Source organism: Rhodococcus mengyinensis (assembly GCF_048381435.1).
In the GTDB taxonomy this organism is placed as follows: Bacteria; Actinomycetota; Actinomycetes; order Mycobacteriales; family Mycobacteriaceae; genus Rhodococcus_F; species Rhodococcus_F opacus_D.
Genome location: NZ_JBLWIT010000038.1, coordinates 225,207 through 238,166, shown reverse-complemented (window position 1 = coordinate 238,166; position 12,960 = coordinate 225,207). Strand labels below are relative to the sequence as shown.

Annotated in this window: 11 protein-coding genes and 1 pseudogene; 5 read left to right on the top strand and 7 right to left on the bottom strand. The window is 67.7% G+C overall.

Going from position 1 to position 12,960, the window contains the following annotated elements; translation table 11 throughout:
* The first annotated feature begins 17 nt into the window (after positions 1 to 17).
* Genes ACNJ7E_RS05860 through cydC form a run of 4 tightly spaced genes read left to right on the top strand, consistent with a single transcriptional unit; the run spans position 18 to position 5,935 of the window.
* Positions 18 to 1,514 (top strand): cytochrome ubiquinol oxidase subunit I, encoded by a 1,497-nt coding sequence (locus ACNJ7E_RS05860; protein ID WP_283330665.1) that lies wholly within the window; start codon positions 18 to 20, stop codon positions 1,512 to 1,514.
* 11 nt (positions 1,515 to 1,525) lie between these two features.
* Entirely contained in the window at positions 1,526 to 2,563 is a 1,038-nt protein-coding gene (cydB, locus tag ACNJ7E_RS05855) for a cytochrome d ubiquinol oxidase subunit II (protein WP_418339357.1), read from the top strand.
* The gene (cydD, locus tag ACNJ7E_RS05850) at positions 2,560 to 4,266 is read left to right on the top strand and encodes a thiol reductant ABC exporter subunit CydD (RefSeq protein WP_418339356.1); all 1,707 of its coding nucleotides are present in this window, start codon (positions 2,560 to 2,562) and stop codon (positions 4,264 to 4,266) included. The genes cydB and cydD overlap by 4 nt, the downstream gene beginning before the upstream one ends.
* Positions 4,256 to 5,935 carry a thiol reductant ABC exporter subunit CydC gene (cydC, locus tag ACNJ7E_RS05845; RefSeq protein WP_418339355.1) on the top strand — a complete coding sequence of 560 codons (1,680 nt, stop codon included), beginning with the start codon at positions 4,256 to 4,258 and terminating at the stop codon, positions 5,933 to 5,935. The genes cydD and cydC overlap by 11 nt, the downstream gene beginning before the upstream one ends.
* 242 nt (positions 5,936 to 6,177) lie before the next feature.
* On the opposite strand, the pseudogene ACNJ7E_RS05840 reads toward cydC, so the two are convergent.
* Positions 6,178 to 7,286 (bottom strand): annotated as a pseudogene (locus ACNJ7E_RS05840) (type IV toxin-antitoxin system AbiEi family antitoxin domain-containing protein).
* An 86-nt stretch (positions 7,287 to 7,372) separates the two neighbouring features.
* The gene (locus tag ACNJ7E_RS05835) at positions 7,373 to 8,014 is read right to left on the bottom strand and encodes a heme-binding beta-barrel domain-containing protein (protein ID WP_025431873.1); all 642 of its coding nucleotides are present in this window, start codon (positions 8,012 to 8,014) and stop codon (positions 7,373 to 7,375) included.
* 323 nt (positions 8,015 to 8,337) lie between these two features.
* On the opposite strand from ACNJ7E_RS05835, the gene ACNJ7E_RS05830 reads away from it, so the two are divergent.
* Entirely contained in the window at positions 8,338 to 9,645 is a 1,308-nt protein-coding gene (locus ACNJ7E_RS05830; protein ID WP_280778710.1) for a cutinase family protein, read from the top strand.
* 69 nt (positions 9,646 to 9,714) lie between these two features.
* Here the strand turns inward: ACNJ7E_RS05830 and ACNJ7E_RS05825 are convergent, their stop codons facing one another.
* From ACNJ7E_RS05825 to ACNJ7E_RS05805, 5 genes are all read right to left on the bottom strand, one after another.
* Positions 9,715 to 10,020 (bottom strand): DUF1416 domain-containing protein, encoded by a 306-nt coding sequence (locus tag ACNJ7E_RS05825; protein WP_005244353.1) that lies wholly within the window; start codon positions 10,018 to 10,020, stop codon positions 9,715 to 9,717.
* A gap of 3 nt (positions 10,021 to 10,023) precedes the next feature.
* Positions 10,024 to 10,860 (bottom strand): sulfurtransferase, encoded by an 837-nt coding sequence (locus ACNJ7E_RS05820; protein ID WP_280778707.1) that lies wholly within the window; start codon positions 10,858 to 10,860, stop codon positions 10,024 to 10,026.
* A 67-nt stretch (positions 10,861 to 10,927) separates the two neighbouring features.
* Positions 10,928 to 11,380, bottom strand: a complete 453-nt coding sequence (locus ACNJ7E_RS05815) for a DUF4395 domain-containing protein (protein WP_418339354.1) — start codon at positions 11,378 to 11,380, stop codon at positions 10,928 to 10,930.
* A 237-nt stretch (positions 11,381 to 11,617) separates the two neighbouring features.
* On the bottom strand, positions 11,618 to 12,094 hold the full coding sequence (locus ACNJ7E_RS05810) for a thioredoxin family protein (protein ID WP_418339353.1): 477 nt from the start codon (positions 12,092 to 12,094) through the stop codon (positions 11,618 to 11,620).
* Positions 12,091 to 12,870, bottom strand: a complete 780-nt coding sequence (locus ACNJ7E_RS05805) for an LmeA family phospholipid-binding protein (RefSeq protein ID WP_105412950.1) — start codon at positions 12,868 to 12,870, stop codon at positions 12,091 to 12,093. Before ACNJ7E_RS05805 ends, ACNJ7E_RS05810 begins: the two co-directional genes overlap by 4 nt.
* Between the last annotated feature and the right edge of the window lie 90 nt (positions 12,871 to 12,960).

Sequence of the window (12,960 nt, the reverse complement as noted above, 5' to 3'; positions counted from 1 at the left end):
CCAGTTTCGGAGTAGCCATGGATGCCTTGGATGTCTCCCGGTGGCAGTTCGGCATAACCACCGTCTATCACTTCATCCTCGTTCCGCTGACGATCGGGCTCGCCCCGCTGATCGCCGTCATGCAGACGATGTGGGTGGTCACCGGAAAGGACCACTGGTATCGGCTCACCAAGTTCTTCGGGAAGCTGTTCCTGATCAACTTCGCGCTCGGCGTCGCCACCGGCATCGTGCAGGAGTTCCAGTTCGGGATGAACTGGAGCGAGTACTCTCGCTTCGTCGGTGACGTGTTCGGCGCACCCCTCGCCCTCGAGGGACTGGTCGCGTTCTTCCTCGAGTCGACATTCCTGGGCCTCTGGATCTTCGGCTGGGGACGGCTGCCCAAGCTTGTCCACCTCGCCACCATCTGGCTCGTCGCAATCGGTGTGAACGCGTCCGCGTACTTCATCATCACCGCCAACTCGTTCATGCAGCACCCGGTCGGGGCCATCTACAACCCCGAGACCGGACGCGCGGAACTCACCAGCATCTGGGAACTGCTCACCAACAACACGGCGCTCGCGGCCTTCCCACACGTCGTGGCCGGAGCGTTCCTCACGGCAGGGACGTTCGTGGCCGGCGTCGGCGGCTGGTGGATGGTGCGCAGCATGCGCAAGTCGAAGGAAGCCACCGAACCCGAAGTGGCGAAGAAGCACGAGGAAACCGCGAGGACGATGTTCCGCCCGGTCACCATCCTCGCGCTGTGGGTGATGGTCGCCGCGGGCATCGGACTCGCGATCACCGGCGACATCCAGGGCAAGCTGATGTTCGAACAGCAACCCATGAAGATGGCATCGGCCGAGTCGCTGTGCCACACCGAAACCGGCGCCGACTTCTCCATCCTCACCGTCGGCACCCAGAACAACTGCGAGAGCATCACCCAGCTCATCAAGATCCCCGGCCTCACCTCGTTCCTGGCGGACGGCACGTTCGACTCCACCGTCGAGGGCGTCACCGAGATCCAGGCCCGCTACGAGGAGACGTACGGGCCCGGCAACTACAAGCCCAACCTGTTCGTCACCTACTGGACGTTCCGCGCGATGATCGGCTGGGCCGCCGGGTCGGCGCTGCTCGCCGTGGTCGGTCTGTGGATGACCCGCGGCGGCCGCGTACCGGACAAGAAGTGGTTCGGCTGGCTGTCGATCGCCGTCATCCCGACACCCTTCCTCGGGAACAGCGCGGGCTGGGTCTTCACCGAGATGGGTCGTCAACCGTGGGTCGTGGCACCCAACCCGACCGGTGTCGACATGATCAGACTGACTGTCGACCAGGGCGTCTCGAATCACTCCCCGTGGACCGTCTGGGTCTCGCTCATCACGTTCACGGTGGTCTACGGGGCGCTGGCCGTCGTGTGGTTCACGCTGATCCGCCGCTACACGGTCGAGGGACCACTCGAACACGACGCGCATCCACCGGGTGACGACCACGACGAGCCCGAAGAACCGGGCAAGCCCGAGCAACTCTCGTTCGCGTACTAGGGGAGACGGTCATGGGACTTCAAGAAGTGTGGTTCATCCTGATCGCGGTGCTCTTCATCGGGTACTTCGTCCTCGAGGGATTCGATTTCGGTGTCGGCATGCTGATGCCGGTGCTGGGCAGGCGCAAGGACCCGAACGGGGACACACGGCGGCGGGTGGTGCTCAACACTATCGGCCCCGTGTGGGACGGCAACGAGGTGTGGCTCATCACCGGTGGCGGCGCGTTGTTCGCCGCGTTCCCGGAGTGGTACGCCACGTTGTTCTCCGGCTTCTATCTGCCGCTGCTGATCATTCTCGTCGCGCTCATCGTCCGGATCTGCGCCATCGAGTACCGCGGCAAGATCGACGACGACACCTGGCGCAGGCGGTGCGACTGGGGCATCGTCTTCGGGTCCTGGGTGCCTGCCGTGCTGTGGGGTGTCGCGTTCGCGAACATCGTGCGGGGCGTCGACATCGACGCCGACAAGCAGGTCACCTCGAGCCTCTTCGATCTGCTCAATCCCTATGCGTTGCTGGGTGGTCTGACGACCGCACTCGTGTTCGCCCTGCACGGCGCGGTGTTCCTCGCCCTGAAGACGGCCGACGAAGTACGCACGGACGCCGTCGAACTGGCGTCCCGGCTGGCGATCCCGGCCGTTCCGGTGGCAGGCGCGTTCGTGCTGTGGACACAGCTGGCGCACGGCAAGGGCTGGACGTGGATTCTCGTCGCGATCGCCGCCGCCGCACTCCTCGGGGTGGTCGCGTTCACCCGCGCCGAACGGGAGGGCTGGGCGTTCCTGCTCACGTCGATCGCGGTCATCGCCACGGTGACCCTGCTGTTCGGCTCGCTGTTCCCCAACGTCATGCCGTCCACACTGGACGCCGCGTACAACCTGACCATCGACAACGCCTCGTCGAGTCCGTACACGCTGAAGGTGATGACGTGGGCCGCCGCCTTCCTCACCCCGGTGGTGCTGATCTACCAGGGCTGGACGTACTGGGTGTTCCGCCAACGGATCTCGACCAAGCACATCCCGCCGTCGATCGGTCTCCCACTCGGGCGCAGATGAGCACAGCGGTAGGCGACGCACCCCGCCCGGCCGACGAGCGCCCGGGCGGGGAGCGAGGTTCCCGGCGTCCCGTCGATCCCCGCCTCTGGCGATACTCGGCGGCGGCCCGCGGGTACCTCGTCCTCACGGTCGCGCTGTCGATCGTCAACGTCGCGATGGTCATCGTGTCGGCGCTGATGATCGGCCGGGTGCTCGGCGGGGTCATCGTCGACGACGCCACCGATGTCGGCCGGTGGTCCACCGAACTGGTGGTCCTCGCGACCGCGGTGGGCGTGCGGGTGCTCGGCACCTGGCTGCAGTCCCGGTTCGCGCACCGGTCCGCCACGCGGGTCGTGGCGGAGCTGAAGGGGGAGGTCCTTGGCGTCGCCACCCGTCTGCGACCGCGCGAGCTCGACCCGCGGCGGGACGAGATCGCGACCGTGCTCACCCGCGGAATCGACGGTCTCGTGCCGTACCTCACCGGGTATCTACCGGCGCTGGTCCTCGCGGCGACGCTCACTCCGGCGACGCTCGCGGTCATCACGTTTCAGGATCTGACGTCGGCGGCGATCATCTTCGTCACACTTCCGCTCATCCCGATCTTCATGATCCTCATCGGTCTGCTCACCAAGGGCAAGGCCGCCAAGACGCTGACCGCGATGACCACACTGTCCTCCCAGCTGCTCGACCTCCTGGCCGGCCTGCCCACGCTCCGCGCGCTGGGCCGCGAACAGGGACCGGCGACGCGGGTGCGTGAACTCGGCGACGCCCACCGCCGCACCACGATGTCGGCACTGCGGGTGGCGTTCCTGTCGTCGATGGTGCTGGAACTGCTGGCCACGCTGTGCGTCGCACTCGTCGCCGTGAGCATCGGACTGCGGCTGGTGTACGGGGGGATGGAACTCGAAGCCGGAATCGTCGCACTGATTCTCGCGCCCGAGGTGTACCTACCGCTGCGGATGGTCGGAACTCAGTTCCACGCCGCCGAGGACGGAATGGCCGCCGCGAGCCGGGCCTTCGCCGTCATCGATACCGATCGTCCCGACGACGCCGCCGACGGTGCGGTTCTGGTCGACGCGGCCGGGGTACGAATCGAATTCGACGGCGTCGACGTCCCGTCCCGGCACGGCCCGGCGCCGCGCGGCCTGACCGGCGCCCTCGAGCCTGGTGCGGTGACCGTGCTGACCGGACCCAACGGTTCCGGGAAATCGACTGCGGTGCAAGCACTCCTCGGCCTCGTCGAACCCGAGCGCGGGGAGGTGCGGGTGGCGGGCACCGCCGTGAGTTCGCTCGACCGGTCCGCGTGGTGGGCGCAGGTGGCGTGGCTCCCGCAGCACCCCGTCCTCGTACCCGGCACCCTGGACGAGAACCTCCGGCTCATCGGCGAGGTCGTCCACCTCGAACAGTCCTGTGCCGCGACGGGTTTCGACGAGGTCCTCGCCGAACTTCCCGACGGCTGGAACACGCGCGTCGGGTCCGGCGGAACGGGACTTTCGCTCGGTCAGCGGCAGCGGCTCGCGCTGACCCGCGTGCTGGCCACCCGGCGTCCCGTCCTGGTGCTCGACGAACCCACCGCGCACCTCGACGACGCGTCGGAGCGGACCGTGCTCGATTCGCTGCGAAGCCTGGCCGCCGCCGGCCGGACGGTCGTGGTGGTGGGGCACCGGCCGACCGTGCTCGCGGCCGCCGACCGGGTGATCGAGGTGACCGCCGATGTCGCGTGACCCGCTGATCCGGGCATTGCCGCTCCTCGACCTGCAACCGGGGCGGGTAGTGCGCGCCGTCGCCGCCGGCGTGGCCACGCTGGGCAGTGCGCTCGCGCTGGCGGCGTTGTCGGCATGGTTGATCACGAGGGCGTGGCAGATGCCGCCCGTCCTGGACCTCAGCGTGGCCGTCGTGGCGGTGCGCGCGCTGGGCATCTCCCGCGGCGTCTTCCGGTACCTCGAGCGGCTCGCCACCCACGACACCGCGCTGCGCGGGACCACGTCCGCCCGCACCCAGCTGTACCAGCGGTTGGCCGACGGCGACCCCGCGGCCGCTGCCGGCCTGCGCCGCGGCGAACTGCTCGCCCGCACCGGGGCCGACGTCGACACCCTCGGTGACGTCGTCGTCCGCGCGATCGTCCCCATCGCCGTGTCCGTCGTCCTGGCCGTGGCCGCCGTCGGCATCCTCGCGGTGATCTCGCCCGCCTCCGCACTCGTGCTCGCCGTGGCGCTCTCGGTGTCGGGGGTCGCGGCGCCCTGGTTGTCCGCGCGGGCCGCCCGCCTCGCCGAGACGTCCGGGGCCGACGCGCGCGCCCGGTTCAGTGAGGACGCCGTCACCGCGCTCGATCACGCCGCGGAACTCCGCGTCGCGGGTCGCCTCGAGCGAACCGTGTCGCGGGCGGTCCGCTCCGAACACGCCGCGGTCGCGGCCACCGACCGCGCCGCCGCACCCAGCGCGTTCGCGGACGCCGCCACACCACTCGCGGTGGGCGTGAGCGTGATCGCGTCACTGCTCATCGGCATGGACCTGTATTCGTCGGGGACGATGAGCCCGATGGCGATGGGCATCGTCGTGCTCCTGCCGCTGTCCGCGTTCGAGGCCACGGCCGCGCTGCCCGCCGCGGCGGTCGCGCTGACCCGGGCCCGGATCGCGTCCCGCCGGATACTCGCCGTGCTCGACGCCGCCGTCGCGGATCCGCACCCCGGGGACCGGGAACTGGACGGGCCCGCCGAGGTCGTCGCGAAGCACCTGCGGTGCGGCTGGCCCGGAGGGCAGGTCACCGCCCCGCTCGACCTCGACCTACAGCCGGGCGCCCGGGTCGCGATCGTCGGCGGCAGCGGGTCCGGGAAGACGACCACCCTGATGACCCTGGCCGGGTTGCTCCCCCCTGTGTCGGGGACGGTCCAGGTCGACGGACTCGACCTCCACCGGGTCAGATCCGAGGCTCTCCGCCGGAACGTCGGATTCTTCGCGGAGGACGCGCACCTCTTCGACACGTCCGTGCTCGAGAATCTGCGGGTGGCGCGCGGCGACCTCCAGGTCGCGGAGGCGCTGACCGTCCTGGAGTCGGTCGGGCTCGGGGGCTGGGTGTCGGGGCTGCCGGAGGGCGTGCACACGACCCTCGCGGGCGGTGCCAGGGCAGTGTCCGGTGGACAGCGTCGCCGACTGCTCCTCGCCAGGGCTCTGCTGTCGCCCGACCGGGTGCTCTTGCTCGACGAACCGACCGAGCACCTCGACGCCGACGCGGGCGCCGACCTGCTCCGGCGACTGCTCGCACGCGACGGCGGACTGGTGTCGTCGCAGCGCACCGTCGTGGTGGTCACCCACCAGCTTCCGGAGGATACCAGCGCTGACCTGGTGATACGGGTGGAGAAAGCTGAGAGCGAAAATGCGTTGCCGACTCCGTGAGTGCGGCGTACTTTCTTCAGTACACGAGGAAGGAGGTGGTCTGAAATTGTATGACAGACGGACACGTGAGGTGGCTGCCAGCTAGCCGCTACCGCTGACGGAATTCACTGACCGCGCGAGCGGCGAGCGAATCCCAGGCAGCTACCCGGCCCCCGAGCCCCCGGTCTGGTCCAGATCGGACCCGGTGCACACGCACCGGAAGGCTCGGGGGCTGTTGTGCGCTCCGCGCCCGTGAGTACTTATTAACCGCCCGACGTTAATAAGTACTCACGGCAGCGGGGGCACGGGTTCGGCCCACTCCAGCCGCCCCGCTCGAGCACCGTCCGCACCTTGGCCGCGACGTCGCACGAGCGCCGCGTCACCTCCTCCCAGCCGTAGACCAGCGTCGCCTTGCCGGCGAGTTCCGCCGCGTTGCCGCGACGCCGATCTCGCAGGGCCACCGACCGCGACGAGTGATACCGCAGTCCGTCCAGCCGCACGAGGAGCGGAACGCCGCTTTTCGAATAGTCGACGTCCTCGTAAAGGGTTCGTCCGTCGACGAGAACAGGCGACTGTCGTCGAGCGGCCGGCAGTCCGTGCGCGAGTTCCACGTCGATCGCGTACCGGTGCTCGAGAATCGACTGGACTCCGCCGGACACGAACGTCAGAGCGTCGGTCAGAGCCTTGCGGTACCTGCGCGGTGGACGCTGCTCGATCCGTCGAAGCAACTCGTGGACGGAATGTCGCTGCCGGTGACCGCCGACACGAGGACGCGTGCGGCCGCCACCGCCGACGGCTCCGCGACAGCGAGATCCACGACGGTGTCGGCCCGGGACGTTCGAGGCGGAAGCGTCGGGACGAGGATGTGGGCGTGCGCCCGGGATCGGTGCACCACGACCCCGGGATGCAGGAGATCCCCCTCGCGGGGAACGGGACGGTCGGATCGCCGGCCGGCCTTCCGATACGTCGGTCCCTGCGGCTCCGCAGACAATCCGTAGGGCACCGTGACGTGAATCGGCCCGTCAGGGTCGACGGGCATCAGCCCCCACTCCTCGGCCGCCGTCCGATGGCTGAGAATCGCTCGGGGACCGCCGAACAGCAGTGCCGCCCACAGCCTCATCGGCCGGTCGAGCGGACCGTTCGTGACGGCGTAGACGCCGTGCAGAACCGCCGACCATTGGCCGGACTCCACCATGTGCTGAATCTGCCGGGTCGAGATACCCAGTCCGCGCAGTTGCCGGGCCGTGACGAGGCCGTGCTGATAGTCGAGAACGCGTTGGAATTCGGGCCTGAAGTCGATCGTCGCAGTCGTCATGGACGCGACGGTGCGCACGGCGACCGACAGGATTCGCCCGAAACAGGCCGATCTCAACTGACCTGTGGATGAACCTCAGGTTGTGGATAACCCGAGCCGTGAGTACTTGTTAACCGCCCGTGGTTAATAAGTACTCACGGGCGCTAGCCAACGTAGCGGGACAGACGCGCGGAGAGGTGGGGACGCAGCTCACCGTCGGCGATGATGCGTTCCTCGACGTAGGCGAGGTCGCCGCCCTCGACAATGCCGTAGAGACGCTTGGCGCCGCCGACGAGAACACCGGAGGTGCTGCGGATCACGACGTCGGTCGCGAGTTCCCACGACGACTGGGTGAGGGCCTGACCGTAGAACAGTTCGACGATGCCGGAGCTGTGGGCGAGGAGGAGTTCGACGACTTCCTCGTTGGTGCTGCCGGGGATGCCGTCTCCGCTGATCCGCCAGAAGCCGGTTTCGTGGAGGTCGGGGCGCACGTATTCGCCGTCGGCGTCGAGGACCCAGGTCTGGGATTCCCACTTGAGGTAGTTGCCACCGTTGTGGGAGACGATGATCTGCTGCCCGAAGGGGTAGTCGCCTGTGTCGGGGTCGTGGCCTTCCCCTTCACCGCGCCACACACCCACGAGGGGCAGTACTGCGAGGAGTTCGTTGTTCAGATCCGGGCCGAGGCGCAGATTTGCGGTGTCCTCGGGCAGCGGAAGGTCCGGAAGCTGCGGGATGTTCCGCGACGCCGTCGTCTTGGAACGCTCGATGGCGTCCGCGACGGCTGCGTCACCGCTACCACGACGCACGGCGGGGGTGTCCCCAGCGGGCGCGCTCGTAGTCGGGTGCTCGGAAGGCGGATCTGCGCCTGCGTCCGGGTTCTGACTCACGACTCGTCGGTGACCAGGCGGTAGATCGTGTAGAGCGAGAACCACGTGATCAACACGGCGGCAAGGACAAGAAGTACCTCGAAGAAGATAACCACGGGGACATCCTAAACCGAACCCGTCGAACGGTCGAAACGGGAGGCGACTTACCGTGACTGCGGCTACGGTTTCTCGAAGGCGACCACCCGGTCGGTTCCGAACATTCTCATGCGGTCGTCTCGTCTCCCGTCCCTCCCGGAGGTCCCATGCTTCGATCGAGTACTGCCGTCACCGGTCCGGTGCGGGCCGCGATCGCGGCGACGGTGCTGCTGCTGACCGCCACCGCGTTCGGTGCTCCCGGCCTTGCCGTCGCCGCGCCCGACACCGGGAGCGCAGACTCGGGAAGTGCAGATTCGGGGAGTGCCGACACGGACCGTGTCGATCCGAACAACTACGCCGCCGACTGCCCCGACGTGATGATCGTCGCCGTATCCGGCGCCACCGACTCGACGGCGGACCGCAACCCTCTGGCTGACGAGAATCGGCAGCTCTGGTCGAACTGGGTGGGCAACGTGACGGTGCCGACCGGCGAGGCCAACAAGGACGATCCGGGGACGGTGGGGTGGATGTACGTTCCCTACCCGTCCACGTACGGTCTGGGTCTGCTGCAACCTGTTCCGACATACCAGGATTCGATGGCTGCGGGTGTTGCGTCGACGAACAAGATTCTCGACGAGAACAAGGTGAAGTGCGGCGACGACACCAAGTACGTGCTACTCGGATACAGCGTCGGCGCCGAGGTGGTCGAAAGGGTGTCGCGCGAACTCGGCCACCGAGACGGCAACGCTCTGGTTACCGCCGACGACATCGCCGGCGTCGCGCTGATCGGCGACCCGTACCGTCCCGCGGGCACCCCCTCGATGGGCGAACCCGGCCCGCCCGGAGGCGGTTTCATGTCGTCCGAGCCGGCCGACTACGGCGCTCTCGACGGCAAGATCACCTACGCGTGCCGCCCCTACGACATCGCGTGCGACGCGCCGCAGGAGATTGCCGTTCTCGAACTGGCACTCGGGGTGCTGGGACAGATGCACTTCACCCTGCTGAACCCGGGCCAGACGGTCTCCGACTTCGCGAATGCGGTGACGAACATGGCGGCGCGGTCGATTGTGCACATCGTCACACACGAAGACTGGTTCGCCTCCGACGAGTCCTTCCTCGACGTTCTCCGCAAGGTCGCCGACCGGACTTACGACCCAGACGGCCCGGACCGCAACATGCAGGTGTCCCAGGAGCAGATCGTCGAGGCGCTCAACTGGGCGATGGGTCCCGGTTCGGAGGTCGTGAAGGCGAAGCTCGCCGACGAGGGCCCGGGGTTCGTCGAGGACAACAGGGACGTCTTCGAACTGGTGATCAAGCCGTACATCTTCCTGGGCTTCATCCAGCACCTGTTCTACTGGAACAACAACCCGAACGACCCCTGGTACTGGGAGAGCGAGAAGGTCGTCGACTGGATCACCGCACTCGCGCAGTCGGAGAAGGGCGGCGAGACCATCCCAGCCGCACCGGGCAAGTAGAGTCCGCACGACGAGAAGGGCCCCGCTCCGAATCCGGAGCGGGGCCCTTCTGATGTCGTCAGCTGGTGACTACTCGCCGACCGTGACGTCGACGTTGTGCACGCCTGCGCTCGACGGGCTCACCGTCGAGGTGCCGTTGCCGGAGCTGGACAGTGCACGCACGGTCCACTCGCCGGGAGCGGCGAAGAAGCGGAAGTCTCCGGTGCCCGAGGCGACGACCTCGGCGGTGAACTCTCCGCCGCCGTCGAGGAGACGCACGAACGCTCCACCGATCGGCTGGCCGTCAGCGGCGAGAACGCGGCCGGTGATGACCGTTTCCTTCTCGACGTCGACGCCCGCGGGCAGGGTCTGGGTCTGTACAGGTGCTCCACACATGGCTCAGTGAACCTCCAACTCGATGGGTGCGCCGACGAGCGAGCCGTATTCGACCCAGCTGCCGTCGTAGTTCTTGACATCGGACTTGCCGAGGATCTCCTTGAGCACGAACCAGGTGTGGCTGGAGCGCTCGCCGATACGGCAGTACGCGATGGTGGGCTTGGACTCGTCGTAGCCCTTCTCCGAGTACAGCTTCTCCAGGTCGTCGTCCGACTTGAACGTGCCGTCCTCGTTTGCGGTGGTGCTCCACGGAATGTTGATGGCCGTGGGGACGTGTCCACGCTGCTGCGCCTGCTCCTGCGGCAGGTGCGCGGGAGCGAGGATCTTGCCGGAGAACTCGTCGGGCGAACGCACGTCGACGAGGTTCTTGCTGCCGATGGCGTCGATGACCTCGTCGCGGAACGCGCGGATCGACAGGTCGGGGGCCTCGGCCTTGTACTGGGTGGCCGCGCGGGTGACGGTCTCCTTGGAGAGGGGACGCCCGTCGAGCTCCCACTTCTTGCGGCCGCCGTCGATCAGCTTCACGTCCTGGTGGCCGTACAGCTTGAAGTACCAGTACGCGTACGCCGCGAACCAGTTGTTGTTGCCGCCGTAGAGAACGATGGTGTCGTCGTTGGCGACGCCCTTGGCGGACAGGAGGTCGGAGAACTGCTGCTGGTTCAGGAAGTCACGACGGACGCCGTCCTGCAGGTCCTTCCGCCAGTCGAGGCGGATGGCGCCTTCGATGTGGCCGCCGTCGTATGCGCTGGTGTCCTCATCCACCTCGACGAAAACGGTCTTGGGGGCGTTGAGGTTCTGCTCAGCCCAGTCGGCGGAGACTAGGACATCGGAGCGAGCCATGGTGTTCCTTTCGATGTGTACTTACTTGTGTCGGGTGGATCGTGCAGTGGTTCTCGGTGTGAAACTTTCAGGCCGCCGTGCGGAAGCGTGCGACGAGTGGATAGATCTGGCAGCCGAGGCAGATGCCGAACGCAGCGTTGAGAAACGCCGCGAACAGGGCGAATGCGGTGGCCACGGCGCCGACGACGCCGGAGCCGGCGAAGAAGCCGACGGTGCCGACGGCGGCGAAGACGAAGCCGACGAGCTGCGCGAAGCGAAGCGGTGCGACGGGTTCGCGTTCACTGACCGGGGCGAGTCGCGGCGCGACGAGGGTGCCGAAGATCCGGCCGTACGGGCTGCGCCGTGGCCCGGTGGCTGCGCCTGCCGCGAAGACGACCGCTTGAAGCGTCAGCAGAATTCCTGCTGCGACCAGCGAGAACGTCGACACGACGAGCACGGCGACGAGGACGGCGGTGGTGACCCAGGCGGCGAACCGGGGGCCACGAACGTCGACCTGCTCGAGCTCGAGTGTTGTGGACATGAGAAGTGCTCCTGCGGTGAGTCCTGAATGCTTGCCTGGCGCCGAACGACGACGGAAGACGTCGTCATCGGGGGTGAGATCACGTGCGCGGAATCCGCGGTGTCAGCAGAAAGCGACAGCCCTGGTGATCAGCAACAGGTACAGCAACAAGCCCCGAGGCGGCACAGGTCTACTGTGCGGCGACGGGTGAGCATGAGCTCGTGGCTGGATTGCACGACGACGAGTTTACCCGGTTCTTCAGGAATTTGAACCCGGGGGCCGGGTGAGGGGTCCCAGCGCGGCCCGCAGGTCGGTCGCGGCGGGCACTCCGGACACCCGGAAGCGTTGCTGCCGGTCGGCGTCGAGAATGAACGTCGTCGGCAACGACAGAACGCCGAGTTCCTTGGCGAGAGCGGGATACTCGTCGATGTCGACCTCCACTTCGACGGGAGGTTCCGGCTCGCCGGCGAGGTCCGCGACGACCTGTCCCACCACCCTGCGCACCGCCGCGCAGGGTCCGCACCAGTCGGCGGAGAAGTGGAGAACGGTGGCCCGTCGAGGGTGCTCGGGCGATGCCGGCCCGACGCCCGCCGCCTCGAGGAGCAGTCGTCGTCGGTCGGTCACGACCGCGGAAGTCTTGCCGGTGCTCCGGACGGTCCCCTGGCGGCGTTGCCAGACGAGCCCGAACACGACGGCGGCGAACAGTGCGATCAGTAACAGTGTGATTCCGGTCATCGGCTCTGCAGTTCGTTCAGGTCGATCGTGACGTTGTTGCCGACGCCCTCGATGACGATCTGCGAGCCTTCCGCGTAGACCTCCGTCGGCTGGACGCCGAACGGGAGTTCCCGGGGGTCGATCGTCCGGGTGAAGAGGCCGAGGATCGCGGGGGCGAGAGGTTCGGGGATGGTGAAGTCGGCGTGGCCTTCGGGTCCGAAGTAGAAGTCGCTGGCGACGATCTTCACCTGACCGCCGTCGAGAACCAGGTCGGCCTGGACGCTGACGGTGGTCTCGATGGGCCCGACGGGGACGGTGCCGGTGAGGACGACGCCGCCCGCGGTCGGCATCCCCGAGCCGCCGGAGCCCCCGGTGCCGTCCGACTTGCTGGCCGGCGGGGCCGAAACCTGCAGGTCAGGGATGTCGAGGAAGCGTCCCAGGTCGGTGGCGTCGATGAGCATGCGGCCGGAGAGGTGATCGACCGGAAGGGCCTTCACGGAGCCGTCGACGAGGTCGGACAGCGGCGCGGAGACACCCAGGAGGGTGGACTCGATAGTCACCTCACCCACCACGTCACTCTGTACTCCCTGGGCGCGGATCTCGATGTTCTCGTACTTTCCGTCCCACGCCTGGGTGAGGAACGGAAAGCCGTGAACCGTCACCTCGGGGTCCGCTGTGAGGGACGCCCCTGCCCGCAGTTCCCGCGACACCCGGTACTCCGCGTAGGCCGCCGAACCGAAGTCGACGACGAGACCGAGAGCCACGAGGAAGACGATTCCGATGATGAGTTTCCGCACGGCCCCATTGTGACGGACACCCGTCGGGGGAGTGTCGGTGCAACCTCCGCGCCGGTCGGCCGGGGGTTCGGTGCAACGAACGCCGACGGC

Bases quoted from the DNA above. Each gene is read 5' to 3' on its own strand.
- ACNJ7E_RS05815 (WP_418339354.1), bottom strand. From the start codon at position 11,380: ATGTCCACAACACTCGAGCTCGAGCAGGTCGACGTTCGTGGCCCCCGG.
- ACNJ7E_RS05860 (WP_283330665.1), top strand. From the start codon at position 18: ATGGATGCCTTGGATGTCTCCCGGTGGCAGTTCGGCATAACCACCGTC.
- cydD (WP_418339356.1), top strand. From the start codon at position 2,560: ATGAGCACAGCGGTAGGCGACGCACCCCGCCCGGCCGACGAGCGCCCG.
- ACNJ7E_RS05830 (WP_280778710.1), top strand. From the start codon at position 8,338: ATGCTTCGATCGAGTACTGCCGTCACCGGTCCGGTGCGGGCCGCGATC.
- ACNJ7E_RS05820 (WP_280778707.1), bottom strand. From the start codon at position 10,860: ATGGCTCGCTCCGATGTCCTAGTCTCCGCCGACTGGGCTGAGCAGAAC.
- ACNJ7E_RS05810 (WP_418339353.1), bottom strand. From the start codon at position 12,094: ATGACCGGAATCACACTGTTACTGATCGCACTGTTCGCCGCCGTCGTG.
- ACNJ7E_RS05825 (WP_005244353.1), bottom strand. From the start codon at position 10,020: ATGTGTGGAGCACCTGTACAGACCCAGACCCTGCCCGCGGGCGTCGAC.
- cydB (WP_418339357.1), top strand. From the start codon at position 1,526: ATGGGACTTCAAGAAGTGTGGTTCATCCTGATCGCGGTGCTCTTCATC.
- cydC (WP_418339355.1), top strand. From the start codon at position 4,256: ATGTCGCGTGACCCGCTGATCCGGGCATTGCCGCTCCTCGACCTGCAA.